Annotated in this window: 24 protein-coding genes and 3 pseudogenes; 16 read left to right on the forward strand and 11 right to left on the reverse strand. The window is 57.4% G+C overall.

What is annotated here, in order from left to right:
- The coding region (locus tag RS75_RS27005; RefSeq protein ID WP_210165685.1) for a hypothetical protein at positions 1-205 on the forward strand (205 nt) is incomplete at its 5' end.
- A gap of 259 nt (positions 206-464) precedes the next feature.
- Positions 465-848 (forward strand): autotransporter outer membrane beta-barrel domain-containing protein, encoded by a 384-nt coding sequence (locus RS75_RS23540; protein ID WP_052679745.1) that lies wholly within the window; start codon positions 465-467, stop codon positions 846-848.
- A gap of 267 nt (positions 849-1,115) precedes the next feature.
- Here RS75_RS23540 and phnE read toward each other — a convergent pair whose 3' ends face one another.
- The 3 genes from phnE to phnC all read right to left on the reverse strand — a co-directional run bounded on the left by phnE (position 1,116) and on the right by phnC (position 3,856).
- On the reverse strand, positions 1,116-1,919 hold the full coding sequence (phnE, locus tag RS75_RS23545; RefSeq protein ID WP_045024998.1) for a phosphonate ABC transporter, permease protein PhnE: 804 nt from the start codon (positions 1,917-1,919) through the stop codon (positions 1,116-1,118).
- A 61-nt stretch (positions 1,920-1,980) separates the two neighbouring features.
- Positions 1,981-2,973 (reverse strand): phosphonate ABC transporter substrate-binding protein, encoded by a 993-nt coding sequence (gene phnD, locus RS75_RS23550; protein ID WP_052679746.1) that lies wholly within the window; start codon positions 2,971-2,973, stop codon positions 1,981-1,983.
- Between the two features lie 25 nt (positions 2,974-2,998).
- Positions 2,999-3,856, reverse strand: a complete 858-nt coding sequence (gene phnC / locus RS75_RS23555; RefSeq protein WP_234704325.1) for a phosphonate ABC transporter ATP-binding protein — start codon at positions 3,854-3,856, stop codon at positions 2,999-3,001.
- 368 nt (positions 3,857-4,224) lie between these two features.
- On the opposite strand from phnC, the gene RS75_RS26965 reads away from it, so the two are divergent.
- Positions 4,225-4,779 carry a P-loop NTPase family protein gene (locus RS75_RS26965; protein WP_200893664.1) on the forward strand — a complete coding sequence of 185 codons (555 nt, stop codon included), beginning with the start codon at positions 4,225-4,227 and terminating at the stop codon, positions 4,777-4,779.
- Between the two features lie 225 nt (positions 4,780-5,004).
- Entirely contained in the window at positions 5,005-5,082 is a 78-nt protein-coding gene (locus tag RS75_RS27490; RefSeq protein ID WP_200893665.1) for a DUF3768 domain-containing protein, read from the forward strand.
- Positions 5,083-5,205: 123 nt separating this feature from the next.
- Here RS75_RS27490 and RS75_RS23565 read toward each other — a convergent pair.
- Positions 5,206-6,425 (reverse strand): IS3 family transposase gene (locus RS75_RS23565; protein WP_152643190.1). Its coding sequence is split into 2 segments (ribosomal slippage): positions 5,206-6,089 and positions 6,089-6,425, totalling 1,221 coding nucleotides; the frame shifts between segments, so codons are not numbered across the junction.
- A gap of 839 nt (positions 6,426-7,264) precedes the next feature.
- Between RS75_RS23565 and RS75_RS27215 the strand changes: the two are divergent.
- The 3 genes and pseudogenes from RS75_RS27215 to RS75_RS23585 all read left to right on the forward strand — a co-directional run.
- Positions 7,265-7,506, forward strand: a pseudogene (locus RS75_RS27215) (integrase); the annotation flags it as partial.
- Between the two features lie 103 nt (positions 7,507-7,609).
- Positions 7,610-8,815 (forward strand): DUF418 domain-containing protein, encoded by a 1,206-nt coding sequence (locus RS75_RS23580; RefSeq protein ID WP_045025007.1) that lies wholly within the window; start codon positions 7,610-7,612, stop codon positions 8,813-8,815.
- A 226-nt stretch (positions 8,816-9,041) separates the two neighbouring features.
- On the forward strand, positions 9,042-9,278 hold the full coding sequence (locus RS75_RS23585; RefSeq protein ID WP_045025009.1) for a BrnA antitoxin family protein: 237 nt from the start codon (positions 9,042-9,044) through the stop codon (positions 9,276-9,278).
- A gap of 223 nt (positions 9,279-9,501) precedes the next feature.
- On the opposite strand, the gene RS75_RS23590 is transcribed toward RS75_RS23585, so the two are convergent.
- A complete protein-coding gene (locus RS75_RS23590; RefSeq protein ID WP_045025010.1) occupies positions 9,502-9,768 on the reverse strand; it encodes a hypothetical protein in 267 nt (88 codons plus the stop codon).
- A 147-nt stretch (positions 9,769-9,915) separates the two neighbouring features.
- Between RS75_RS23590 and RS75_RS23595 the strand changes: the two genes are divergently transcribed.
- On the forward strand, positions 9,916-10,527 hold the full coding sequence (locus RS75_RS23595; protein ID WP_045025013.1) for a TetR/AcrR family transcriptional regulator: 612 nt from the start codon (positions 9,916-9,918) through the stop codon (positions 10,525-10,527).
- A gap of 300 nt (positions 10,528-10,827) precedes the next feature.
- On the opposite strand, the gene RS75_RS23600 is transcribed toward RS75_RS23595, so the two are convergent.
- Together RS75_RS23600 and RS75_RS23605 are read right to left on the reverse strand one after the other, a co-directional pair.
- Entirely contained in the window at positions 10,828-11,766 is a 939-nt protein-coding gene (locus RS75_RS23600) for an alpha/beta hydrolase family protein (RefSeq protein WP_045025014.1), read from the reverse strand.
- 38 nt (positions 11,767-11,804) lie between these two features.
- Positions 11,805-12,563 carry an SDR family oxidoreductase gene (locus RS75_RS23605; protein WP_045025015.1) on the reverse strand — a complete coding sequence of 253 codons (759 nt, stop codon included), beginning with the start codon at positions 12,561-12,563 and terminating at the stop codon, positions 11,805-11,807.
- 98 nt (positions 12,564-12,661) lie between these two features.
- On the opposite strand from RS75_RS23605, the gene RS75_RS23610 reads away from it, so the two are divergent.
- The gene (locus tag RS75_RS23610; RefSeq protein WP_045025016.1) at positions 12,662-13,561 is read left to right on the forward strand and encodes an AraC family transcriptional regulator; all 900 of its coding nucleotides are present in this window, start codon (positions 12,662-12,664) and stop codon (positions 13,559-13,561) included.
- A gap of 223 nt (positions 13,562-13,784) precedes the next feature.
- On the opposite strand, the gene RS75_RS23615 is transcribed toward RS75_RS23610, so the two are convergent.
- Together RS75_RS23615 and RS75_RS23620 are read right to left on the reverse strand one after the other, a co-directional pair.
- Positions 13,785-14,489: an anti-sigma factor gene (locus RS75_RS23615; protein WP_045025017.1), complete on the reverse strand. Its 705-nt coding sequence runs from the start codon at positions 14,487-14,489 to the stop codon at positions 13,785-13,787.
- On the reverse strand, positions 14,486-15,031 hold the full coding sequence (locus tag RS75_RS23620) for a sigma-70 family RNA polymerase sigma factor (protein ID WP_045025034.1): 546 nt from the start codon (positions 15,029-15,031) through the stop codon (positions 14,486-14,488). The genes RS75_RS23615 and RS75_RS23620 overlap by 4 nt, the downstream gene beginning before the upstream one ends.
- A 202-nt stretch (positions 15,032-15,233) precedes the next feature.
- Here RS75_RS23620 and RS75_RS23625 point away from each other — a divergent pair, with 202 nt between their 5' ends.
- Positions 15,234-16,022, forward strand: a complete 789-nt coding sequence (locus RS75_RS23625) for a DUF4394 domain-containing protein (protein ID WP_045025019.1) — start codon at positions 15,234-15,236, stop codon at positions 16,020-16,022.
- A 30-nt stretch (positions 16,023-16,052) separates the two neighbouring features.
- Here RS75_RS23625 and RS75_RS23630 read toward each other — a convergent pair whose 3' ends face one another.
- Positions 16,053-16,268 (reverse strand): hypothetical protein, encoded by a 216-nt coding sequence (locus RS75_RS23630; RefSeq protein ID WP_045025021.1) that lies wholly within the window; start codon positions 16,266-16,268, stop codon positions 16,053-16,055.
- 317 nt (positions 16,269-16,585) lie between these two features.
- On the opposite strand from RS75_RS23630, the gene RS75_RS23635 reads away from it, so the two are divergent.
- The 5 genes from RS75_RS23635 to fhuB all read left to right on the forward strand — a co-directional run bounded on the left by RS75_RS23635 (position 16,586) and on the right by fhuB (position 23,788).
- Positions 16,586-17,101 carry an RNA polymerase sigma factor gene (locus RS75_RS23635; RefSeq protein WP_045025022.1) on the forward strand — a complete coding sequence of 172 codons (516 nt, stop codon included), beginning with the start codon at positions 16,586-16,588 and terminating at the stop codon, positions 17,099-17,101.
- Positions 17,102-17,252: 151 nt separating this feature from the next.
- Positions 17,253-18,275: a FecR family protein gene (locus RS75_RS23640; RefSeq protein ID WP_045025024.1), complete on the forward strand. Its 1,023-nt coding sequence runs from the start codon at positions 17,253-17,255 to the stop codon at positions 18,273-18,275.
- 227 nt (positions 18,276-18,502) lie between these two features.
- The gene (locus tag RS75_RS23645) at positions 18,503-20,887 is read left to right on the forward strand and encodes a TonB-dependent receptor (RefSeq protein ID WP_045025026.1); all 2,385 of its coding nucleotides are present in this window, start codon (positions 18,503-18,505) and stop codon (positions 20,885-20,887) included.
- Between the two features lie 134 nt (positions 20,888-21,021).
- The gene (locus tag RS75_RS23650) at positions 21,022-21,801 is read left to right on the forward strand and encodes an ABC transporter substrate-binding protein (protein ID WP_045025027.1); all 780 of its coding nucleotides are present in this window, start codon (positions 21,022-21,024) and stop codon (positions 21,799-21,801) included.
- Between the two features lie 58 nt (positions 21,802-21,859).
- Positions 21,860-23,788, forward strand: coding sequence for a Fe(3+)-hydroxamate ABC transporter permease FhuB (fhuB, locus tag RS75_RS23655; protein WP_084687193.1), 1,929 nt, complete (start codon positions 21,860-21,862; stop codon positions 23,786-23,788).
- A 122-nt stretch (positions 23,789-23,910) separates the two neighbouring features.
- Here the strand turns inward: fhuB and RS75_RS27495 are convergent.
- Positions 23,911-24,087, reverse strand: a pseudogene (locus tag RS75_RS27495) (IS5/IS1182 family transposase); the annotation flags it as partial.
- A gap of 1,129 nt (positions 24,088-25,216) precedes the next feature.
- On the opposite strand from RS75_RS27495, the pseudogene RS75_RS25980 reads away from it, so the two are divergent.
- Positions 25,217-25,462, forward strand: a pseudogene (locus tag RS75_RS25980) (transposase domain-containing protein); the annotation flags it as partial.
- Between the last annotated feature and the right edge of the window lie 76 nt (positions 25,463-25,538).

Consider the following 25,538-nt stretch of genomic DNA (forward strand, 5'->3'; position numbering starts at 1 on the left):
CAAATGTCAAAACTTTCTCTCTGCCATGGTAGGTGGCCATGGCGAGATTTTCTCAAAACAGGCGCTGAAACGGAGATATTGTTCGGGAGCCTTTTTTGCCGCGCGGCCGCAGGCTATGAATTGCCCGCTTGGGCAACCCCGCCGTCAAGGCGGAACTGCTGATGATGGTTTTCGCACCGATGTCAACGCTGGATTTGCCCGTTGAAACTTCAACAGTCCCGAAGCTGGACATGTGGGCGGTGCAGGCGGTCGAGCCGTTCGGCGGAAGGGATCTCTGCCTGTTGATAAGCACCGGCGCGGCTGAGACAGATGGTATCTTGGTGGAGGATGGCGCGGACCGGCAACCTCGCCTTTAGTGTCGCCGCATATGAAATATTACCCGTTCAGATTGCGGGTGTTGCATTATAGACGCCTTATTGGTTTATGTTAAAGTTCTCATGCAAATCAGAGGGGACGGAATTGACATGCGGAACACTCACAGGCGACTCCTGAACGTCCTTTCCACGTCCACGATGCTGGCTTTCATGGCGACACCGTCCTTGGCCCCGACCTTCGGTATGCGGGCCTCGACCGACTTCCTGATCAGCGATGTGAAGGCTTCCGCCCGAGGCATGATCGGCTGGCGCCACGCATACGGTGACGTAACGCCGGGGCTAAGCCAGGCCTTTGCCGGCGGGGACGTGTTTTCGATCGCCGGCGTGCCTGTCGCCAGAGACGCCGCCGTACTGGAAGCGGGGCTGGACTTCGCCGTCACGCCTTCCGCCACAGTCGGTGTCAGCTATCAGGGCCAGCTTGCAGCAGACGCCCGAGACCACTCTGTAAAGGCGCAACTCAACGTCAGGTTCTGAAGAATTTGACGGGACAGTATCATCTGTAAATTTCGATGAGCAGAATGTGGCGATGTCGCGCATGCGATACGACAGTTTTCGGGGTCATCAAGCCGCAGGCACTAGCGCAGAGTGCCATGCGGTTTGTCTTGCCTTGTCGTAACCTGTTGTGAAAAAATGGATGAGGGCCCTGAATCTGAAAGTCCTCACAAACCTCGATCTTGAGGTCAGGACGGCGTCGAAGCCTCCCCCGAGCCGTCTGCGTTCTGCGTTCATCAAGGCGACTCTCTAAATCGCCAGTCTGCGCAATTGTTGCGACAGCAGATCCATGAGGCTGACGGTGACGACGATGATAATCAACATCGCCGAAGCCTGCGGATAATAAAAGCCCCGAATATTTTCAAACAGCACCTGACCGATCCCCCCTGCCCCGATCACACCGAGTACGGTGGCGGAACGAATGTTGGATTCCAGGCGGTAAAGCGAAAACGAGATCCAGAGCGGGAGGACCTGAGGAATGACGCCGAACAGGACCTGCTGGATACGCGACGCACCGGTGATGCGGATCGCCTCGACCGGTCGCGGATCAATGGCCTCAACGGCTTCCGAAAACAGCTTTGCCAGAATGCCGGTTGTGTGGATGAACAGCGCCATGACACCGGCAAAGGGGCCGAGACCAACGGCAACGACGAACAGAACGGCAAAAACGACTTCATGAATAGCCCGGAACCCGTCCATCAGGCGGCGCACCGGCTGCAGGATCCACCATGGCGCCATATTGTGCGCCGACAGAATACCAAACGGAATGGACAGGAAAACGGAAAGAACCGTACCCCACAGTACGATCTGAACGGTAACCACCATCTCTTCCAGATAAAACCGCCAATCGCTGAAATCGGGATTGAGGAACCCCTTCGCATATTCGGCCATGTTGGCGGAGTCGGTGAAGAGATAGGTCCAACGCCCCATCTCGGCCGGTCCCCAGCTAAGCGCCAACGCGGCAAGGAGCGTCAGCATAAGCACAGCGTTGCGTGCGCGGCTGTGGTCGCCCGGTGCGGAAGCGGCCTGGGTCGGGATGGTCATGTCGCTCATAGATGTCGCTCCTGTCGGAAAGGGACAGGCCGCTCGGGCCCATCCCCCATATGCTTGCTTTTCAATTGGAAACCTTGGCGAGTTCGGCTTCGTATTTCGCCTTCCGTGCCGACAGGTCCCTGATCTTTGCTTCCTTGGCAGCAGCGTCCAGTCTGGTGTCGCCCTCTGCCTGGCTGATCGACTTGGTCAGTTCCATCACGCGGATCGGCAGGAGCTGGCTGTCGTCCGATGCGCGGAACGGTGCCCATTTGAGGTCGGCGAGGATTTTCCTCTCGTCTTCGACGTTACCCTTCGATTGAACCGTGCCGAAGGTAAGGAAGAAGTCGCGGATCTTGGTCCTGGCGTCCTCAGACAAATCCTTGCGCCAGACGATCGGGTCGGACGGGATCAGCGGCGAACGCCAGATTTCACGGATTTTTTCAAAGGCTTTCGGGTTGTTCTGCTTGATCAGCGCCATGTTTTCGGTGTTGTTGGCGGCAGCATCAACCTGGCGGTTGGCAACCGCCATGGCGTTGGTTTCGTGATTGGCGTTGGTGACGTTCTTGAAGCATTTCTTCGGATCGATGCCGTTCTTGGAAAACACGAAGGTCATCGGCACGAGATAACCCGAGGTCGAGTTGACATCCCCAAGGCCGAAGTTGAGGGACTGATCGCATTTGAGGAGCTGATCGATGTTCTGGATCGGCGAGTCCTTCGGGACGACGACGACCGACCAGTAGCCCGGCTCACCCGTGACGGCAACGCTCTGCACGAAGACTTCGCCATCGGCTCTGTCGACGGCTTCCATGGCCGACTTGTTGCCGTACCAAGCCATCTGCACCTTGTTGAAACGCATACCCTCGATAATGCCGGCATAATCCGAAGCGAAGAACGGTTTCACATCCAGCCCCGTCTTTTCTCTCATGGCATCGAGCAGCGGCTGCCAGTTGCCCTTGAGATTCTGCTGGGATTCGGTGGAGATGATGCCGAAATTGATGGTTTCCGCCGCGAAAGCGGCGGTGCTCAGAGTGAAGACGACGGACATCGCCGCCATGCTTTTCAGGATCGCGTTCATCGTGTTTTCCATGTTTGAGAGTTTTTTAGGCCGGCAGAGGCTCGGCGTGGCGTCGTTGAAGCTCCGTCGGAGCAGGAGCGGAATGACCGGCCGGTGCGTCCGGCAGGACCAGTTCTTCCGAGGCCGCACCATAAAGTTCGGCAAGGAATTCATTTGAGAGGGCCGTCGATGGGCCATCATAGACGACCGCGCCGTCACGCATCGCAATGGTGCGCGGGCAGTAACGGCGTGCGTATTCCACCTGATGAAGGGATACGAGCACGGTAATGCCGTCTTTGCCGTTGATATCGGCGAGAACGTCCATAACACGACGCGCAGACGATGGATCCAGCGCCGAAATCGGTTCATCTGCAATCAGGATTTCAGCTTCCTGAACGAGAGTGCGAGCGATCGCTGCACGCTGCTGCTGACCGCCCGAAAGTGTTGACGCGCGCTGCCAGGCCACCTGCGGGATTCCGACCCTCGCCAGCGCTTCGTGTGCTTTGTCTTTTTCGGCACGACTGAAGATACCGAGGGTCCCGCGCCACCGTGGCGTCCGGCCGAGGTGACCGACCAATACGTTGGTGAGGACGCGGAGCCGGCCCACAAGGTTGAATTGCTGGAAGATGACGGCGATAGCGCCTTGCTTCGGCATATGCTTTCTTCGACCTCCCATCTGGGAAACCCTGCCAAAGACTTCGATCCTTCCTGTTCCGGCATCGCTCGGTTCCAGCCCGGCGATATGGCGGATGAGCGTACTCTTGCCCGAACCGGAAGCCCCGATCAGAGCCACCATCTCCCCGCGTTCAACCTTCAGGTTGACACCGGCGAGTGCACAGGTTCGCCCGAAGGTTTTCGAAAGGTCAGCTACCAATATTGCATTCATTCCGTCAATTTCCTTCAATCTTCTTCGCACGCACCATCGTACTGCACCGCGTAGACTGACGTTGCAGGTCGTTATCAGCTATATTTACTTGCTAAACACTTTGACATCACATTGCGAAGAGCGAACTATACGATCAAAAACATGGCGAGTTTATACTTTGCTGCTCATGACAGTTCGATGACAAACGGCCCCCGCCGGCGCGGTCCGTCGATCCAAATTATCTGTACTATCCATAGACAAAATCTATAGGACGTTTTTCACGTCGAGAGGCGAACGCGGCAGATGCCGTTTTGGAGGTGAGATTTTTCGCGGTGAGGTGCCATGTACTTGTATATGTGAAAACTCACATATAGCCTCGACCGAGATTTCCTGCAGCAGGAGTTAACATGAGCCGAACGATCCTGGCAGCTACATTTTCCTTTGCGGTGTTGGGAGATACAGGCACAGCGCATGCGGATGTCCCGTTCTTCAATGCGACCTGCCCGGGTCACGTCGAGGTGCATGCGGACGAAGGTGGTCCAGTCTATCTGGATGGCAACGAGGCGAAACTGCGTCGCTTCAATTCAAGCTACTACGAAGCCAGTCACGGCCCGATGACCGTGTCGATCGGCGTCAATCCAGACGGCAGCGTCGCAGTCTCCTATACGCGTCAGGGGTCCGGAAATGGCATCTGCCAAATCAACGCGCATCAACGTCACGGCCGCAAGACCGAGGAAGTCGAGCGTCGGCAGGACCTTGAAATCAGCCTGATCGACATGCCACGTTTCTGCGCGGGCGAGGCTTCCTCCACTTTTGAGCGGCGGCCAAATCAGATCACGACCAATTCGGCTTACAAGATCGGCGCGCGCTACGTTGTGCAAGGCTGGTTTGACGGCCAGCGCGGCTCGACCTTCTTTAATTGCTACTTCAATGAGCGGGGGAGTTTCGTCGAGGTCCGCTGAAGTGCGACTGCGGAAGGCATGCCACTATAGGGCTACGAAAGCTCGGCGTTTAACGGGACGAGCGGAAAATGCAGTTTTCCAGGAGTGAAGACCGCCACGTGCCAGCGCACAAACACAGGAACCCGATTTCCAGCTCACACGATGTGCGCGGCAAGAAAAAGTCTGACGGTCGCCGGAGCGAGATGAGTTCTCGAAATGGGAATCCAGAAGGCCGATCTTTAAAGCCTGCCGGACAACGACCCGCATGAGGAGCATGGTTTCGGGGCCGTGACCGTTGAAGGGCATAAGGTGTTCTGTGCGTAGCGGCAATCTAAGTGAGATTCGTCTCATCCTGATCGCCGCGCTATAGTTCTGGAAAATCGACTACTACGACCTGACCATACGATATGGCTCGGAATGGAGTTGCCCCTTAAAAACCGGACATTTTCAGGATTGAGCATTTCGGCTCAGGAACTCTCGTGGAGATTGATATCCTAAAGCCTTGTGCGGGTGAAGATTGTTATAGTGCTCGAACCATAATGGCAGTTGAGCCATGACGGTTTCGGCATCTGGGGTCGGGTTGATCCGGACATAGTCGCGCTTGAATGTTTTGACGAAAGCCTCAGCCATTCCATTTGACTGCGGGCTACGCACTGGTGTTCTGCACTGTTCCATACCGATATCCCGGAGCAAGGACGCGGTGCTTTTCGCAATGAAGCATGAACCATTGTCGGTAAGCCACTGGATGGGCTCTGCCAGCATATTGATGCGCCCGAAGCGGTTTTCTACCGCCGTGATGACAAGATCCTGCACGTCTTCGCTCTTGATGCCTTCTGTCGTGGCCACATGAGCGATTGCTTCCCGGTCACAGCAGTCGAGCGCAAAAGCAACGCGGACCTTTTCCTTGTTGTCGCACGTGATTTCGAAGCCGTCGGAGCACCATCTGGTATTGGAGCGCTCAACGGTCACTTGCCCGTCGTGTCTGCGTTCACCGGCAGCTCCGGTATGGCGCTGAAGGAGCAGATCATGCTGCTTCATCACGCGATAAACACGTTTGGCGTTCGGCCATGAACGCCCCTGTTCACGGGCCTTGCGCCTTAGAATGGCATGAACGCGCCGATAGCCATAGGTCGACATTTCTTCAATAACCGCCTTGATCTGAGCAACCAGATCAGCGTCGGGAAGCGGAGGTCTCCCTCGGGCTCTGGAAAGGGTGCCTGTGGCGCGCGCAGCGATATTCGACCGGGCAACGCCTAACGTCTCGCATAGCGCCTTCATCGCAAAACGTCTTTCGGCAGCGAGATTGAGTGTAGCAGTCGTTTTTTTGGGCCGTTGGCGATTTCGAGGGCCTCCTTGAGGATTTCCCCTTCCATCGTCTTTTTGCCCAGCAGGCGCTGTAATTCCTTCACCTGAGCCTGAAGCGCCCGGTATTCCGAGGCAGGGACAACCTCCTCTTCGGCTGCCGTTGCAACCAATGCACCCTGTGAGGCAAGTTTGCGCCACGCGAACAGCTGGTTAGGCGCAATGCCATGACGACGGGCGACTAGACTGACCGTCGCGTCCGTCTCGTAGGTTTCGTGGACAATCGCAAGCTTCTCCGCTGTACTCCAGCGTCGACGCCGCTCAGGGCCGGAAAGAATTTCCATCTTAATGCTATTACCAGTCATAATGTGAACAGTAGTCCTATCACTTATTTAAGTGGCAGAAACTGTCCGGCAATTAGGGGGCTATTCCACGGAAGCCCCGATAACCCTGCTATCACTAAGCGGGTACTTACCATCTTGCTTGCAGAGGAGTATTATGGCGAGCAACGGAAGATGAGCAGGAAGGCGTTAAATTGACGCCTTCCATCTTGTGGGCCTGCCCCGCGCCGCTGCGAACCGCGTGGGGCGGTAACGAGGAACACCCTGAACCCTGCCCTCGCGCTCCCTCCCCTACCTTCATACGGAACGCACGGACAGGTGCAGTCGGTTCCGCCCCTCCTATTGAGGCGCCTGCGGCTGCGCTCTTACCGCCCTTAGAGTGACGAGAATGCCCAAAATCCTGCTCAGTGGCGGCGCGATGCTGATTTCTCCGGTACTCTTCATCGTCCCCCACAGGGCCTTCGCTTGCTGCGCAACGCGGGCGCCCCTCCCCTTGAGCGGCCATACAGGCCGTAGCATGTCGAGCGTCCCGGCGGGCGGGACGTAGCGCCCATCACTCGAAGAGAGCCGATCCGGGTCAGAGACATGCAAAGAGACGCGGCTCCCGCACCATGTTCAGCTTGTGGGGGGCCGAGGGGCATTGCCCTTCTTCCCCAAACAGGTGCTCCGCCCAGCTTCCTCCACTGCGTTCCGTGCAGCCGGCTCCCCGCGAACCCTCCCTTCCAGCCCCGCCGCTGAGCCCTCTTGAACTGCCACCGCCGGTGTAACGCTACCCTGAACATATTTTGTTAACGGGCGCCCCCTATTTCCGCTCGCCCTCGGCACTGGTGCCGAGAGAAACGGAATGAGCACGACCAAACACAGAAGTGCCGCGGCTGGTGAAACGGGCGGCGATGGCCGCCGGCGTTCGTGGTGACCTCAGCGAGATTGAGCGCGCTTTCAAATTTTCCGGCACTCACTCAGAGCCGGTCTCGCCTCCTCTGCCGAGGTCGACGAGCGTTATGTTCAGAAGCATCTGAGGCACACGACCGCCGAGATGACGCGGCGGTATCAACGACGGCGGGACCGGTTTCGAGTTAACCTGACGAAGGCCTCGGGGCTTTAGCTGGCTTCTTTGGCTGCTTGCGAGGTATTAACGGTCGCCTCAGCCTCATTTAGGCCATCCTTATTGCGTTGCAATAACCTGGATTCGGTTGAAAGAGCTTGTCATGGCGGGTACCGCAGCGATTTCGAGGATCGTCGGGATAGATCTCACCCGGTCGGTCGCTATCTTTTTTGCAATGCTCAGTCATGTCTGGGTCGTCACCGCAATGGATCACTTCTGGAGCGGCCCGTCTGCAGACTTATTGCGCGCGCTGATGGCGCTGGCGACGCCGATCTTCATCCTGCTTTTCGGCACGATGCTCGAAATCATCTATCGGCCCAAATTTGTCCCGGGTGAACAGGGGCTCGTTGCCATGCGGCTGTTTTCGCGTGCCATACAATGCTGGCTGCTATACTGTCTGTCGGTCGTAGCGCTGTATCTGGTCCCAGACGGATATTCGCTGAAATTCTCGATCGCGACCATGATGCTCCTGGGAGTTACACCATTCACCGACATTCTGAAATTCTATGCCGTCGTTCTTTTCCTTGCCCCAATCCTATTGCTGTTGCGCAACAGAACCGGCCTGCTGCCGCTTCTCTTCGCCGCGGTCGCAGTCCATGCAGCCCATCCGATCCTTCGGGCACTGCCGAGCCCTATCGATTTTCAGATGAACATGTACGCAGAGAGGGTAGCGACGTTTTTGTTTGGTATCGGCGACGCTAAGCTCGGCGGCCCGTCGATCCTTCACGGACTTAGCCTGATCATCGGAGGAATGGCATTTGGGAGGCTCATCGCAGGTGACCGAGCCGCTCGTTCTGCAACAACGGGCAATATTGCTAAAAGAGCCTCGTTTCTGTTGGTCGCCTCAACTCTGGCATTAGCACTCGGTGCTCTTTTAAGCCGTGAAAGTTTGTTGGCGGAACTTGGCGACATGTCGTTGCGAATGGATAGCGACCCGCTTTATTTTGCTGCCGGCCTTTGCGGCGCGGTTGCCCTTACCTCCCTGGCCGTGCTCGCCACTCAGGGATTGTCTCACGAGGGAAAGAAGAAGCTGGAAAAGCTCGTGTTTTTCGGGCGTACCAGCCTGTTCACCTTCGCCTTCGGCAACATGATCCTTTACGCTTGGCGCGATACGCCGGACACCCTTGGATCGGCCGTTCTTCAGGCTGCGCTGGTGAGCGTAGTCATTATCGGGCTAAGTTACCTGTTCGACCGGGAAATGCGTCGCGGCGGGACACCGGCCACGGTTGTCAGATTTCTTCAGGCGAAGATCACATCATTCGTCAAGATGCTGATGGCTTTGAGTACCCCCAGAGCGGAACAGACCTGATCTCTTAGAAAATGCCGCAGGGCTGTTGATTATCGCACGAATTTGACCCACTTTTCATTTCGGAGCGATCCGCCCACACCGCCAAAAGAGGTTTCCAGTCAACACCCTAGATGAGTTCAGGTGGCACGCCCACTACACGTGGGGTGCGACCACCGCTGTGCTGGACATCCAGCCTGTAAACAAAAACTGACCAGCTGCGCTGTTCAAGCGCACGACACAAGAGGATATGACCGTGGCAACACCCCGACGACCGTCCAATCCGAAAGACGCAGCCGAGGCGCTGTTCAAACCGGCAAAGAAGGTCGCAGCGCCGGCCGTTGAACGGCCTGTAATCCCTAACACCAAGGAGCTTGTATCATTGAAGATCGACAGCGATGTCCTCGCGCATTTTCAGGCGGACGGTCCGGGCTGGCAAGAGCGCATCAACGATACCTTACGAGCCGCAATGAATGTGTCCAATTAAGCTCTTGATAGGAATTGAACCGCCCACCCGTTGATCCCCTCCCGTTCCCGTGTCGAAATTCGAGCTACCCGCGGAGCGATTACGTATTTAGTTGTCTTGACGCCTTTACGTATGCTTCTGCATACCTTGGAGGGAAAGGATGGCTAGAAACTGGACCATTATCTGCTTTGTATCACCACGGTAAACCCGACGTGTGAGATGGTGATGCAGGCCACATTCAGAGTTACATATGGGCGGCGCACGGCTTAAAGAAACCTGCGAACAAAGGCTGTATGGTGGTTACGAGTGTACGCTTCGACGAAGCTACAGGCCCGGCCGTTTCGAACTGTCCACCAAATGCTGTGCCATCGCGTGTCTTCAAAAACGTCGCCGCCGAATACATCAACTCTTCGAAATCGTCCAGACCAACGCCATCGGCGCGCATGACTGCACGAATTAGTGGATCTCTGAAAATCTCAGCGAGCGTCATCTCGTCCGTCGTGTGTTTCATCGCAGTCTCCTTTCGATAATTCCTAAGCTTTGAAAGCGGGCCGTTGCTTGACAGGCTCACGCCGAGGTGTTACCGGTAAGTAACATTTGAATAGTTACTGACCAGTCACACTCATGTCAACACCGCTTCAGGATAAAAATTAAACTCATGAAATCCGAGAAATCTGATCGCGCTTCCGAGCAGAAAATCGCACCTCGTGACCGGATCGTGTCAACGGCCTGTCAACTGTTTCGTGAGCATGGGATACGCGGCATTGGTGTTGATGCCATTGCCGAAGCCGCCTCGACCAACAAGATGACGTTATACCGACATTTTGGTTCTAAGGACGATCTTGTGTGTGAAGCGCTCAAGCACAGTTCTCGAACGCTCGAGAAAGGTTGGGAAAATCTCGAAACAGAGAACCCAGGCGACCCGAGGGCTCAGCTTAAGGCATGGGTTAAAGCGCGCGCACAATGTCTTTCCAGCGAGCCCTATGGATGCGATTTGGCCAATGCTGCGGTAGAGTTGAAGGAGCAAGGACACCCTGCGCATGCGATAATAGAAACGTTGAAGCTGGAACAGCATTCCCGGCTTGCCGATCTTTGTCGTTCGACAGGTGTAAGCGATCCTGAACTTTTGGCTGATACGCTATCCATGCTGTTGGAGGGAGCGCGCGTCAGCAAACTTGCAGCCGGCAAAGAAGGTCCGTCGATGCAGTTTACGCGTGCGTGTGAAGCGGCGATGGTCGCGTTTGGTCTGGGTGCGCAGGCTTCTCCCTGATCCTGGTGGAGCAAGGAGGAAGTGCTACTGAGAGAGCGAAGGCAGCATGTTGATCGGCCAACTTAAATAACCGTCAAATAGACCTCGCCCCGTTCGTCGGATGTTGTTATCGAACTTTCACGCTTAAGGTCTTGAACCAGTTCGAACCCATAACCCATTATTCGAAAAACTAAGCCTCTGTAACTCTGCAACGGGGAAGTCGGCCCTCCGCCTGACGGCTTCTGACGCACCGGCACTTCGCGTTGAACCCTTCTTTCGAATGCGCTGCTGCAGCTTGTTTCGGTTGGAGCGAGATTGATCCTACCTTTGCGTGACACTGGCGAGCGGGGCCGCCTCCCCCTCAACCGCAAGACACGCGCCGGTCCATGCACCTTGATCGACGCCAAGTGTTGTCTGAAGCCAAGCGAAAGTGAGACGCTTCGTTGCTTCCAGAACGTCAGGCGCTTCGGTCTCGGTTTCTCTTGCATCCAGTCCGGCGATCCCACCCAGCCCGTGCCCGACGCCGCGCAGCATCAAAAGCGCTTCTGCCCCCGGCGCATCATGGAAAGCATCCGCATGCCATTCAGGACCACGTGGCGTGAAATGCGGATCGTCCATATCACCGCAAACGACGAGGCTTCGTGTCGTCATGGTCGAGAAGTCAACGTCAAAGAACGGAAACCGGACAGCGTTCTCCTCGGTCATGTCCTTTCCGCCGCGTCCGGGCGCAGCCAGCAGGATACCTGCCGAAATGCGTGGATCGGAGAAATCCTGGTCATTCAGCTGCGCGCCCAACAGGAGCCCGACCGTGTGCCCGCCGAAGGAATGACCAGCCGCACCGATGCGGGAGGGATCCATCCGGCCTGCAACGGAGGATGCCTGCCGTTCCACTTCCGGCAACTGGTCGAGGATCGACTTTATCTCCTCGACGCGCTCGCGCCAGAAGAATGGCGCGCCGGGTGCATCGGAGGGCAAGCCGCCAATGCGCGAACTTGCATGTGTCGGCTGGATCACCACGAAGCCGCGTTCCGCCCAGAACTGGGCCAGGGGGGCGTACCCGTCTTTGGATGGGATATAGTTGGATGGGCCGAACCCATGCGACAAGAGCACGATCGGGAGGCCGCTGCCCGTCGCGGGTGCCGTCAGGCGCAGTTCCAGCGGTTGGCGGTCGGGCATCGGCAAGCGGATCGGGGTGTAGGCCACCGTGAGCGTGGGCTCAGGCGTCGGAATATGTCTGGCGAGATCGATCAGAATGTTCATGGGGCTGCTCCTCAGCATTGGTGTCCCGGCAGGCGTCTTCAGGCCAGCGTGTGGCCAGCCTCGTTGAACCAGATTTGAGCGTCCGCGCCTGCGGGGATCTTCATCGGCGCTTCGGGCTCCGTCACGGCACGCCAGACTGCCTCTGTCACATCCTCCGGCGTCGTGACGTCCGTTCCGGAGCGCAGCGCTGTGAAGACGTCGTGGACGAAGGCGTTGTACGGCTCGGGGATATCCAGTCCCATGCGGGCGATCGCATTCTTCGCGAACCCTGTCGTCGGCGCCGAACCCGGGAGAACAAGTCTGGCCCGGACGCCATACAGAGCGGCTTCAAGAGCGAGACTTTCCGTGAAAGCGTTCAGCGCTGCCTTGCTGGCGCTATAGACGGAGAGTGCGGGCAAGGGCTTGAGGGTAACGCTGGAGCTGACGTTGACGATGACGCCAGAGCGACGGATCCGCATTTGCGGAAGAACGGCTTTGGTCATCGCCATCGCGCCGAACACGTTCGTTTCGAACAGCTCGCGGATGTTTGACATCTCCGCGCCTTCCAGGACGTTGAGCATACCGACGCCGGCATTGTTCACGAGGGCATCAATCGGTCCGGCTGCTTCGACCGCCTTCGTGATGCTCTCAGGGTCGGTGACATCCAATGCCAGGATAGCGAGCCTGTCGTTCCGGGGTATCAGATCGGTCTGCGGCGTGCGCATGGTCGCGACCACGTCCCATCCTGCCGTCACAAATGTCTGCGCGATGGCGAGGCCGAAACCGGATGAGCAACCGGTGATGAGGATGTTTGGCATGTTCTGTCTCCTGACGATTAACTTACCAAGAGATGGACCAGCCAACTCGGACTTGCTATATTTGATTGTCCAATATTCTTTAGCGTGAGTCCGAAACCATGAGCGATCCAATTGCCGAAGTCGTTTCCCTGCTCAAGCCAATCCCGTCGATCTCAAAGCTGGTGACGGGCGGCGGCCACTGGCTCGTCGAGCGCACGGAACTTGGCAGCCCGTTTTATTGCGCCGTGGTCGAAGGCCATTGCCGGATGACGATCACCGACCGGGAGCCGATGCTGCTCACCGCCGGCGACTTCGTGCTGGTTCCAGAAATCTTGTCGTTCACGATGAGCAGCATGGAACCGCCGCCCCGCGGGGCGCTTGCGCAGCGTCTGGAGACCAGCCCGGGTGTCTTTCGGCTCGGAGACCCTGAAGCGCGCGCCGAAATCAAGGCGATGGTTGGTCATTGTGCCTTTGGCTCGGATGACAAGGCTCTTCTCGTCTCGTTACTACCGGAGGTCATCCATGTTCAGGGCGAAGATCGACTGATGATGCTGGTCGGGATGATAAACGACGAAACCAGAGCCGACCGTACCGCGCGTGAGATGGTGCTTCACCGGTTGCTGGAGGTGCTGTTGATCGAAGCGTTGCGCTTAACGGCAAGCGCTGCGGCCCCGCCCGGTCTCCTGCGCGGCATGGCTGACCCGCTACTGGCACCGACCTTGCGCAGGATTCACGCGGATCCCGGCCGCAGCATGACGGTGGAAACACTCGCGCGGGATGCCGCGATGTCCCGTTCGACCTTCTTCGATCGTTTCCGGAGGGAGGTCGGCGTGGCCCCGATGGAATACGCGATCGGCTGGCGTATGGCGCTGGCGAAGGAACTCCTTCGCAAGGATGTTGCCACGGCGGAGATTGCTCAACGCGTCGGCTATGGCTCGGCAAGCGCCTTCAGCGTCGCGTTCAGTCGGCATGTAGGAATGCCGCCCGGCGCTTATGCGCGGGTAAACACTGCTGGGTAACGCTGACGGTGCAAAATGTGGAACGGGGGACAGGGGCCTGAAGCCGTTTTGTGACGGGTGCGATGCACACGATCGATGGCGCATTTGGCGCTTGATAAACAAACTGCTTTGGTGATTTGCGGCCAGTTTCGGGACATCACGATGGTGTTCTTCCCGAAACCGGCGAATACAATGCGACGAAGGAAATTTCGCCGCGATCTTATCGGCTGGGCCTTTGGCGGATCTATCGCGGCATTCGTGCGAAGCCCTTTGCCAGGATTGGCCCGGTTGGCCTGCCTGTTGGTGATCCGCCTGCCTGCTCAAGCGTGATCTCGTAAAGCTGGTCGCTTCTGGGGGTCGGCAGAGCCGGTCCATCAAGACGCGCTGAACGGACGCCATCGATCAGACCGAGCGAGACAGGGCCAACCTCCCTGGAGGGCAATGTCCATACCTGGATCGTCTTGTCTCCAGGCACTGCAAAATCGGCCAGCATCCGCACGGTTGCTCTCTCGTTGCCAAAATCCTCTACAACAGCCTGAACCTCGCCCGCTTCGTTGACGAGGACTGCTATTACCAGCGGCTCCGTTGTCCGTGTCAGGCTGAAAGTGAGGCCGGCGGCGAGTACAACGGTTGCGGCAATGGCGGACACGGCAATGGCGCGCCAGCGGTTTGTCCCGTTGTCGTTTGCCGATTGAGCGGGCTTGAGGGACGCGAATGTCGACGGAAGCGGCAGGCGGGATTCGATGTTGCTCCATAGTTCACCCTTGACGGTTGCCGGCTGGACGGCGGTATCGAGCGGCAGAAAACGCTCACGGCTGGCCGCGATTGCTGCCCGCAATTCGCCATCCGATTCCATTGCGGCCTCAACAGCTACGGCCTCCGACGTCTCCAACAAACCCAAGACATAGTCATCGGCGACGGCGGGAATATCTTTGCGATCCAACATCATCCCATGCACTCCCGAAGCGCCGAAAGGCCGCGCCTGATCCAGGATTTCGTCGTTCCAAGCGGAATGCGCAACCGGCCGGCGATTTCGCCGTGGGAATATCCGGCCACGTAGGCCATCAGGATGCCCTGTCTCTTTGCCTCTTCAAGACCGCCGAGACATTCATAAAGGCGTGAATTCCGATCGAGCTTCTGCCATGCGGCCATCACTTCATCCGCCTGCGCGCCGTCGCGAAGCGTTTCAACATCCTCTACGGCGAGTTCACGCCTGCTGTCTCGCAGAAGATTAAGCGCCCGGTTTCTGACGATCGCGTAAATCCAGCCGCGCGCCGACCCCTGGTCTGCCCGATATTGGTGCGCATGGGTCCAGATGCGCACGAAGCTCTCCTGCACCACCTCTTCCGCCAGCTCCCTGCGCTTGACGATGCGCTCCGCCACTGCAATCAGCCGGCCTGCCTCGCGATCGAAAATCGCACGCAATGCGTTTTTGTCCCCTTTTGCGCAGGCAGTAAGCGCCCTGTGTAGATCGTCCGGCACGGAGCCCATCTGCATTTGAAACCTTTCAACGTCTGATCACCAGCACGGTCGGCATGGGCATAATACCCATCGCGGCGGCATATGGATGCATCTCGCAAATATTTTTTCGCTGCTGCATCCAAATGCACTGCATCAGGTGTCTTGAATGGTGGAAGCGTCGAAAGACAAACGCTGGACGCCTTCCGAACGGTTCAACGCACGGGAGAAACACATGAATATCATCCGCTCCACTCTGATCGCCTCCGCCGCTTTCGCAGCATCGGCAAGCATCGCGGTTTCAGCACCGGTCCTCGGGCTGACCGGCGATAAAACGCTCGTCATGTTCGACACTGAAAAACCTGCCGTCACCAAGACAATGGATGTCACCGGCGTCGGCAAGCTCGTTGGCATCGATTTTCGTCCGGGTAACAAGAGCGTCATCGGTGTGACGCCGGATCATCGCATTGTCTCCATCAACCTTGAGACAGGCGCCGCGACTGATGTTGCCAAGATGGACAAAATGCTGGCCGTGACGGAAGCGCCGGTGGTGGTCGATTTCAACCCGGCAGCGGATCGTCTTCGTTTCATGACCGGAACGAACAATCACCGCGTGCATCCCGATACAGGTGCTGTGACGGTCGATGGAACACTCGCTTTTGACGATGGCGACATGCACAAGGGAGAAACGCCAAACATCGTAGCCGCCGCCTATACCAACTCGATAGGCAAGCCGGAAAAGACGGCGATGTACAATATCGACGCGACCATCGGCGCTCTGGTTCAGCAGACGAAGCCGAACGACGGCACACTGAAAGCAATCGGCAAGCTCGGCCTCAAGGAAACGCCGGCTACCTATGCATTCGATATCCACGGCGAGGAAGGCGACAAAAACACCGCATATCTGGCCGCCAGCAACACGCTCTACACAGTCAACCTCGAAACCGGGTCTGCCACCGAAATCGGCAGGATCACAGGCGCAGACAACGGCTTGCGCGACATCACCATCCTCCCTGCCATGTGATTTGCCATCACCGACTGCGCACTTGCGCTATCAAAAAAAGCTGGTCCCATTGTGCGGACCAGCCTTTTTCATTGCACCGGCTATGTCTCCGATCACCTGCTCGGCGTAGCCGACGAGACCCGGCGCAGGACCTGGATTCCAAGCCCGATCCCGATTGTATGCCGCGCCGATTGACAACAGCATGTCGCTGCCGATGGTTTTGGGATATTCGCCGAGCGCCCGAAGATCAGCGTCATCAAGCCACATCACGCACCGCAGAGTGGCGCCATCTGGCCGCAGAAGGCTGTCGGATATGTCCCGGATTTAATAGGATCTGTTCCAGCATGAGAATTAGGCGTCCGCACGGCGTATTCGTTCTAATTCCTTGCAGTTTCATCTAAAATCTCGTCTGTTATACAAATTCGATCTTTTGTCAGCATTGTTAATCCGCAACCGAATGGACGCGCTTCTTTGGGAAACGACCGCCGCAAGACATCCAAAATAGATGCGCCAACGTATTCTCCGGGCTACGTGGTTGCCGTTGCGGACATCCTGCCGTTGGCTCGTGTTCACGGGCCAGTGAAGTGACTGCAAGGCTGACCGACATCTTTCTGAGCAAACGCAGATCGCTCATCTGGAGCGTCATGCGGATCGTTCGCGATCCACAAACGGCAGAGGATGTAGCGCAGGAAACATATGTCCGCGCCAGAAAGGCGATCGAAAACGGCCCGATCGAGCACATCGAGGCGTTCCTCTATCAAACGGCCCGCAATCTCGCTATCAACCACAAGCGGCACCAGGACATGCGCGGCAGCGTGGAACGCAACGACCTGTACGACACCGATGTCGAGAATATCGCTTCGCCATTGCCGTCTCAGGAAGCCGATTTGATTCATCGCCAACGGCTGGAACTCCTCACTGAAGCGATTGCGAAACTACCCAAGCGTGCACAGACTGTCTGGATGCTAAGCCGCATTGAGAAATGGTCGTATCCGCGGATCGCCGAACACCTCGGCGTGTCACCCAATACGGTTTTCAATGATCTGAAGCTCGCCCATGCCCATTGCCTCGACGCCCTGGAAAAAATCGACCGTGGCTGAATTCGTCTCATTACCCGGCTGCTTACCAATGGGAACGGGTAGCGTTGCCATATCGCCTCCGGCGAAGAGGATTTTTGGGAGATTCCGGTTTGTGAAGTGTCTCAGGAATAAGGCGGCCCGATCTGGCGACTGCCGGATAGGGATGGGCTGAGTGGAACGCGACACGCATAGGCGCGAGAATGAAGAGCAGCAATTCGTGCATCCGGATCCAGCAATGGACGCTGCACTGAACTGGCTATTCACGCTGCAAGCCTCGCCCGACGATGCCAACCTTCGCGCTAGGTTAGACGACTGGCTCCGGGCTGATCCTTCGCATTCGCGAGCCTTCGATCTCGCCGTCGGCACATGGGGACTTCCCGAAATGGACATGGTGGCCAACGAGATCGCGACCCGATCCGAACACGCAATTGCTTTGCGCGAGGCTGTTGATCTTCGCCATGCCGGACCAAGACGAAGACTGTTGCCCCGGATCGCGATGGCGGCAGCGGCGGCGGTGCTTCTGGCCACAGGCATTCAGCAATATCCGGACGTCATGCTGCGCTGGCGGGCTGACTATGCGACGCCCACAGGTCCGCATGAAGAGGTCTCGCTGCCCGACGGATCACGGATGATCCTGAACACCGCATCGGCTGTGTCAGTGAATTTCCAGGGGACGAAGCGTTCGGTGACCCTTCTTAGGGGCGAAGCATATTTCGATGTGGCCCATGACGCGGCCCGGCCGTTTACGGTGGCGGCCAGTTTCTCGGAAGTGGAAGTCAAAGGCACGGCGTTTTCAGTCCGCACCGACAATGCGGAAGACACAGTGGTGTTGGAAAGGGGCCATATCGATGTTTCGCTTCTCCAGAACCGCAAAGATGTGGCATCGCTCGAACCGGGGGAAAGCATCACTGCCTCCTCCAATAATCTGTCTGCTGTCAGGAAGTCAGACACCTCGACCTCTCTTGCATGGCTTCAGGGACGGCTCGTCTTCACGGACCAACCGTTCGGTCAGGTTCTGGATGAAGTGGAAAGATACTACGGCCAGTCAATACTGGTGGCGAATGCCAGACTCTCAAGCATGAGGGTCAATGGTAGCTACCGCCTCGATAATCCCGAGCGGGTCATCCACTCGCTGGCCACCGCTGCGGGCGCGACTGTGACACGGCTTCCTGGCGGGATTATAATCCTTCGTTAAATAATCAACTTTTTTTGTGAGATTTACCCAGCCCGATTGTCAGGTGTGTATGGGCCGAAAAAGCATGATGCGTGTCGGCCCTCGGATCAGGATTAAGAGGGACGACCATGGGGCTGATTGCGCGGGCTAAAGCAAGGGATGAAACTGGCAGGAACCGGCCGCTTTGCGGCAGGCGCCATCTGACAGCCCTGCTTGTCACATCGAGTGTTCTTGGTGGTGTAAGTCTCATGCTTCCCACGGTCGCGAAAGCGCAGCAGCAGATCACCGGACAGTCCGTCAGCTTCAATATCCCGTCACAGCCCCTTTCGTCGGCGATCAACGCATTCATCCGCGCAAGCGGCTGGGAAGTCGGCTTTGCGTCACAAGCGGTTGCCGGAAAGCAGTCGTCGTCAGTCAACGGCTCCATGACACCAGCCCAAGCACTGCAAGTTATGTTGACCGGCACCGGCGTCGGTGCCCGGATCTCCGGCCCATCGACGGCTGCCCTGGTAACGGCGCCTGTCACCGACAGCGCGATCACGACTGACGGCTCAACCGTCCTGCAAACAATTACCGTCGCTGGCGAGGGTATCAATTCCTGGGAAGCCCCGCCCAGCTATGCAGGCGGCCAGGTCGCATCGGGTGCAAAGCTCGGCATGCTGGGCAATACAAGCATCATGGATGCACCCTTCAATGTGGCCAGCTACACGTCGAAGACGATCCAGGATCAGCAGGCTGTTACCATCGCCGATGTGGTGGCCAATGATCCCTCCGTCCGGGTCTATACAAGTGGCATGGGATCGTCCGCCGGTGTCGGTGACAGTTTCTACATTCGCGGCTTTTCAGTTGGCACATATAGCGTCCTTATCGACGGCTACGGCGGCATTGCACCCGACCGCATCATTCCAGTCGAAACCAAGGAAAGCGTCGAAATCCTCAAGGGGCCGAATGCCCTTCTGAACGGATATTCCCAGTATGGTTCTCTTGGAGGATCGATAAACGTCGTCCCGAAAAGGGCCACCGATGAGCCCGTTACACGCGTCACGACAAGCTACGCGTCGGACAGCCAGTCCGGAGCCCATCTCGATTTCGGCCGACGGTTCGGCGAAAACGAGGAATGGGGTGTCCGGGTCAACGGCATCTTTCGAGGCGGCAATACCGCAATCGACGGACAATCCGCTCAGCTCGGCGTCGGCACCATCGCACTGGACTATCGTGGCGATGACTTCAGGGCCAGTCTCGACGCTGGCTATGTCGATCAGCAAACGGATGTACCGACCGGCGCTGCCGGCTTCGGATTTTCTTCCGACATACGCAATCCTGCTGCACCTGATCTAAGCAAGCAGATCTATCAGGATTGGGAATACTCCAACACCAGGAGTGCCTATGTGCTTGGAAAATTCGAATATGACCTGAATCCGTCATGGACCATCTATGGCGGCGTCGGCTACCGAGGCTATTCTCAGGAATCTCTCTCCACCGACATCTTCGTCAACGACGCCTTGGGCAATGCTACGGCGACGGCATATTACAGCCCGATCCACGGACATTCAGCCTCTGCTCAGACCGGGATCAGAGGCGAATTCGACACCGGCCCGATCAGTCACAAGGTCAACCTGAACGGCTCCTATCTTTTTCAGGCGCTCAATCAGCAAAGCAATTATTACGGCTTCGCGGCATTCGATACGAACATATACAACGCGCCGACCGTCGCCCGCCCCTCGACCGCGGGTTTCAGCGATAGTCCGCCGAGGTACTGGAACGTCAAAGCTCCGGCCGTGACGCTTGCCGACACCATATCATTCCTGGACGATCATGTGCTGTTGACCGCAGGCGTGCGCTACCAGCAGATCGGCGTCGATGTGTTCAATCCGGATGGCAGTACGTCTCAGGCATATGACAGGCACGCGCTGACACCAGCATTCGGCCTGGTCGTGAAGCCGGTAGACAACCTGTCCATCTATGCCAACTATATCGAGGGTCTCCAGCAGGGACCGACGGCCTGGGCCGGGACATCGAACGCGGGCCAGATCTTCCCTCCCATCCTGACGCAGCAATTCGAAGCCGGGGTCAAATATGATTTCGGGACGTTCACCGCGACCGCCAGTGTCTTTCAGATTGCCAAGCCGGGCAGCAGCATCACCACCGATGCCTTCGGCAACTCGGTGTTCACCGTCAATGGAGAGCAACGGAACCGCGGCGTCGAGCTCAACGTCTTCGGCGAGGCCGCAGAAAATCTGCGCCTGCTGGGCGGCATTGCCTATACGCAAGGCACGCTGACCAAGACGGATGATGGCCTCTATGACGGAAATACCGCTATCGGCGTACCCCGCTGGCAATCCAATCTGGGCATCGAGTGGGATCCGCAGTTCGCGGAAGGCCTGACGCTGTCCGGCCGAATGATATCGACCAGTTCCCAATTCATCGATCAGGCTAACACCCAGAAACTGTCAAGTTGGATCAGGTTCGATATCGGCGCTCAGTATAAGACGGAGTCATTTGGCAATCCGCTCGTCTTGCGCGCGTCGGTGGAGAACGTGTTCGATAAAAACTACTGGGCCGGGGTAGACGGTGGCTGGGCAACGACGGGCACGCCCCGCACTTTCAAGCTGTCGGCGACTGTGGATTTCTGAACATGAGGGTGGGGCCAACCGTCCTTCGACCGACACGCCGACATGTGCTGCAAACCGGTATCGCTACCGGTTTGAGCCTCATGCCCGGCTTTCGAGGGAGCTCTGCGCGAGCAACGCCCTCCCATCCCCTTGTCGTGCTGGATTTCGCCCACGCGCAGTCGCTTCTGGCCCTTGGCGTCGAGACCTTCGGCATGGCGGAACGCTGGCGCTATGAGCAGTATGTCGAGGAGCCCCGCCTTCCAGCCTCGGTCTTCGACATTGGTACATTGCACCAACCAAACCTTGAGCTTCTGGCCAGGATCCAACCTCAGCGGATCATTCATTCGCAGGAGTGGCCAACCGATACCGAACAGCTCGCGCGGATCGCGTCCTTGACGGAGCTATCTATCTATACCGGCACACCGGCGCCTCTCGATCGTGCACGGCAATCATTCTTGCAAATCGCGGAGATCGCCGATGTCACGCAGCGCGCAGCAGATTATATGGCCGGCTTCGAAGATCACATGAATGCCTACCGCTCCCGTCTAAGACCATTCGAAGGCAAAAGAGTGATGGAGCTATGGGCAGCGACGCCGCGCGACTTCTGGACGCTTGGTACTGCCAGCCTCGTCCACGATGTCCAAGAGCATCTGGGGCTGAGAAATTCTGTGCAGGAGAGCGGCGACACCTGGGGTTGGCTGCCGGTGACAATGCGAGATCTGGGCGCGCTGGACGACACGATCATCATCCATTTCGGCCCGGTGCCTGCCCCGTTAAGCAACAACCCGCTCTGGAACAGTTTCGATTTCGTTCGACGTCGGCAACTCGTCGTCCTACCCCGCAGCTGGCTGTTCGGCGGACTTCCCGAAGCGGATAGAATTGCCCGGCTCCTCACGCAGGCATTGGAGGGACGACATCATCTCTCCGCAAACTGAAACGCGACGCAAAAGGCGTTTTATCTTTTCCTTTCCATTGTTATGTATTCCCGGAGCCTTGGCCGCCCTTCTGAGCCTCTATCACATCTGGCTGGACATTCCTCTGTCAGCATGGTGGCAAGCGCTACTAGCGCCGGATTTCGAAATTCCTGGCCAGATGATCGTGCATTTCATCACCTTTCCGCGCATAGCCGCAAGCCTGCTGGCCGGCGCATCCTTGGCGCTCTCCGGCCTGATTTTCCAGCAAGTCCTGCGCAATCCACTGGCCGAGCCGTCGACAACCGGTGTGTCGGCGGGTGCGGCACTCGCCCTGAAAGCCTCGGCCTTGCTCGTTCCTTCGTTGGCCTTGCCGCCTGTGCCGGTTGCGTGCGCAGGCGCGGCTTCGGCTATGTGCCTGACGCTTGCGCTGGCATCGCGCAACCTCGCCTCACCGCTGCGGCTGATCCTGGCCGGCCTTGTCGTCGGCCTGTTCTGTGGCGGGATCAATTCCGTGCTGGCGCTGTTCTTCCACGAAGAACTGCGGAGCGTCTTTCTCTGGAATACCGGCTCGCTGCTCAATCTCGGTTGGGACGCGTCAGCCTACGTGGCACCTGTGCTGCTGATATGCGCTTTACTGGCCGTTCTGATGATCCGTCCGCTGGAATTGCTTGCACTGGAAGAGCATGGCGGCCGCAGTCTGGGCGTACCGGTGGTCGCGGTTCGGTTAACCGGATTGCTGCTTGCGGTCGTGCTGGCTTCCGTCACCATCGCTGCGGTGGGCGTGATCGGGTTTGTGGGCATAGCGGCGCCGGCGATCGTGCGGCTCGCAGGCGCCAGGACATTCAGGCAACGGGTGGTCGCGACGCCCCTCCTGGGGAGCATTCTTCTCTGGCTCGCCGATCAGATCACGCAGATCAATCCACTGTCAGACAACGAGCTGCCGACCGGTGTCTTGACGGCCATATTCGGCGGCGCCCTCCTGCTCTGGATGCTGCCGCGACTCCGTGGCGCGAGCCTTGGCGACGCTGGCGCCTCCCTTGCAAGACGCAACGTCACCAAGGCTCCGTGCATCGCATTCGCCTTATGGGCCGTCCTGCTGGTCATTATAATATGGGCGTCGCTTTTATCCGCGCAGAGCCTTGATGGCTGGCTCTGGCAGGGTGTTTCCGATGGAAATGCCGCTTTTGAATGGCGCTGGCCTCGTGTCGCTGCCTCCGCAATTGCAGGAGCGATGCTCGCTGTGGCGGGCGCTATCATCCAGAGGGTCACCGGAAATGCGATGGCCAGTCCGGAAGTTCTCGGGATAAGTTCTGGCGCTGGCCTGGGAGTGGCCTTGTTATTTCTGTTTGATCCAGCTTCGGGCCATGCGCTGAAAGTGTCTGCAGCCAGCGGCGGAGCCTTCCTGACCCTGGCCCTGAGCTTCGCGCTCGCCAGAAATGTATCGGCGTCTCCGGAACGGATGTTGCTGACTGGCGTGGCCCTTGCGACAGTATTCGGCGCGCTGTTGTCGGCCATCACGGTGCGATTTGATCCGCGAGTCGCCGGCCTGCTGTCATGGCTTGCCGGCTCAACCTATTCGGTCACGATTTTCGACATCCTAGCCCTGGCAAGCGTCGCCCTTGGCGTGACAGCGATCCTCCCTCTTACCCTGCGCTGGCTTGAGATATTGCCGTTGGGAGACGTGACGGCGCGCCAGATCGGGGTCAATGTTGGTGCAAGCCGCCTGACGCTGCTGCTCATTGCATCGCTGCTTACCGGAACAGCAGTACTGACCATAGGGCCTTTGAGTTTCGTCGGTTTGATAGCACCTCATCTCGCCAGGATGACCGGCGGCAGAACCATACTTTCTCAACTCATTATCTCGGCGATTCTCGGAGCAGTCGTCATGGTTTCAGCTGACTGGCTTGGCCGAAATCTCCTGTTTCCATATGAGATACCCGCTGGCACGCTGGCTGCACTCGTCGGTACGCCCTACTTTTTCTGGCTGATGTGGCACAAATCGCAATAGCCGTTGGCCTGTCACCGAATGAGTTCTGCGCCTTGAAAGGATGTGAACCTGTGACCACGACTTCAGAAGGCTTAAACATCTGAAATAGTTCGGTTTTGGACGTTGATGCGCACACCGGCAAAAATGCACCTACCCCGTGTCCACATAGCTTGGCATTTACGCCTCTTGCCCGCATCATCGCCGCGCGGGCCGCAGCTTTCGATGGCCTTGACGCTCTGGCTATCCAGGACGGCGGCGCTGAGAACGGTTTCTCGCCCAGCCCGCTCGCGATCCAAAGCAACAAGGCAACGGTTGATCCTCGACATCGTTCAATGCAGAATTCCAGCGAGCCTTGGGCAATATCTCGCGCGATTAGATTTTTGGGCAGCTGCGACAGTTCCTTCAGGTATGCGGGGTCGTTTCCATATATCTGCGTGCCTGATTGAGCGTATAGCCTGTGGTTGTAGCTTTCGACGCCAAACCTGCCCAACTCGACGTTCTCGCCCCCGTAACGGCTGGGGTTGGCTGTGTAGATCATGACGAGGTCAGGCTTCGGGGGGTAGTAAAGGTCAACTTCTGGGTCGCTCGACCCAAAAAGATTTATCACCGGCTGATCGCTTGCGATGAACGAGACATCCGAGTGATTGTTCAAGAACACGATCCGATAGGTGGATTTCTGGCGTGCAAAGCTTGCGCCTAGATTGGAGGCGTAGATGAATGCTTCGATCGGCCATGTCCGTTTCACGTCATGGCCGATTAGGTTCGGGATCGACAGCATGGCATTCCTGAGCTTCGCTGTTCTAAAATACTGGTTGCAAAGGTAGAACACGAAATCGACCCATGCTTTCTTGTCCGAAAAGAAACCGAGATCTTTTTTCCGAAGATCGTCGAGAATCGGGAGTGCACGATCTTCGATGTGAAAGTGAAAGGTCTCACCCATCGTCCTTTCGATCTCTTGGAGCTTAGTCTCAAGCTTCTTACGATGCTCGGGGCTAGGTGCTGTGTCTGACAGCTCTCGACGTATAGCGAAAGACGTTTGGAAGCTTTCCGGCCAGCCACGGTTGATCGCCTCCAGTCGTTCGTCTTTCGACTGCTGTATCGCCCCTTCGATATATCGCAGATCTAACTCTGATAGTTCGAAGAACTCGTAGAAGAACCTTTCAACTCCCACCTTCTTCGGTATCATGTCGAACGGTTCAACCTTGTCCGTGCGCTTGCACCAGATCTTTTTTGGGCGTTGCCCATGCCTCTAGATAAAGCCGCCATACATAATGTTGGTTTATCGTCACGTTGCCCATACGATTTGAGACCCGTTGAAATCGTTGCTTTTCTTAGTTTGTAGCGGTCTCAGAAAAATATTCATTGATGCGCCTCGTTTCGATCTGACCTATCGAGAGATCACCATATATCCAGCAACAGATTCCACTGGCGATCGGCATTGAATGCGTTGTCGACGTCGACTCCAACATAGTCGAGCGAGCGATCAGACCCCAGACGATCACAAGAAAAAACAGTCTCTTCGCTGGCAGTGACGGTGGCGGCAGGACATGGGCGACAATCGTGACGCTGCTGCAGACTGCAAAGATGAATTCTGTCGATCCCCAGGCCTGGCTGACGCAGACGCTCGAGCGCCTCGCAAATGGCTGGCCCAGTAGCGAAATCGATGCCCTTATGCCGTGGAGCTACAACGCCTGAACGGCCTCAGCTTGTCGCTTACCTTGGTTTTTCCAGTCCTCCAAACGCAAAAGCCGCCCCTGAGGGCGGCGTTTGT

Source organism: Rhizobium nepotum 39/7 (genome assembly GCF_000949865.1).
Classification (GTDB): Bacteria; Pseudomonadota; Alphaproteobacteria; order Rhizobiales; family Rhizobiaceae; genus Agrobacterium; species Agrobacterium nepotum.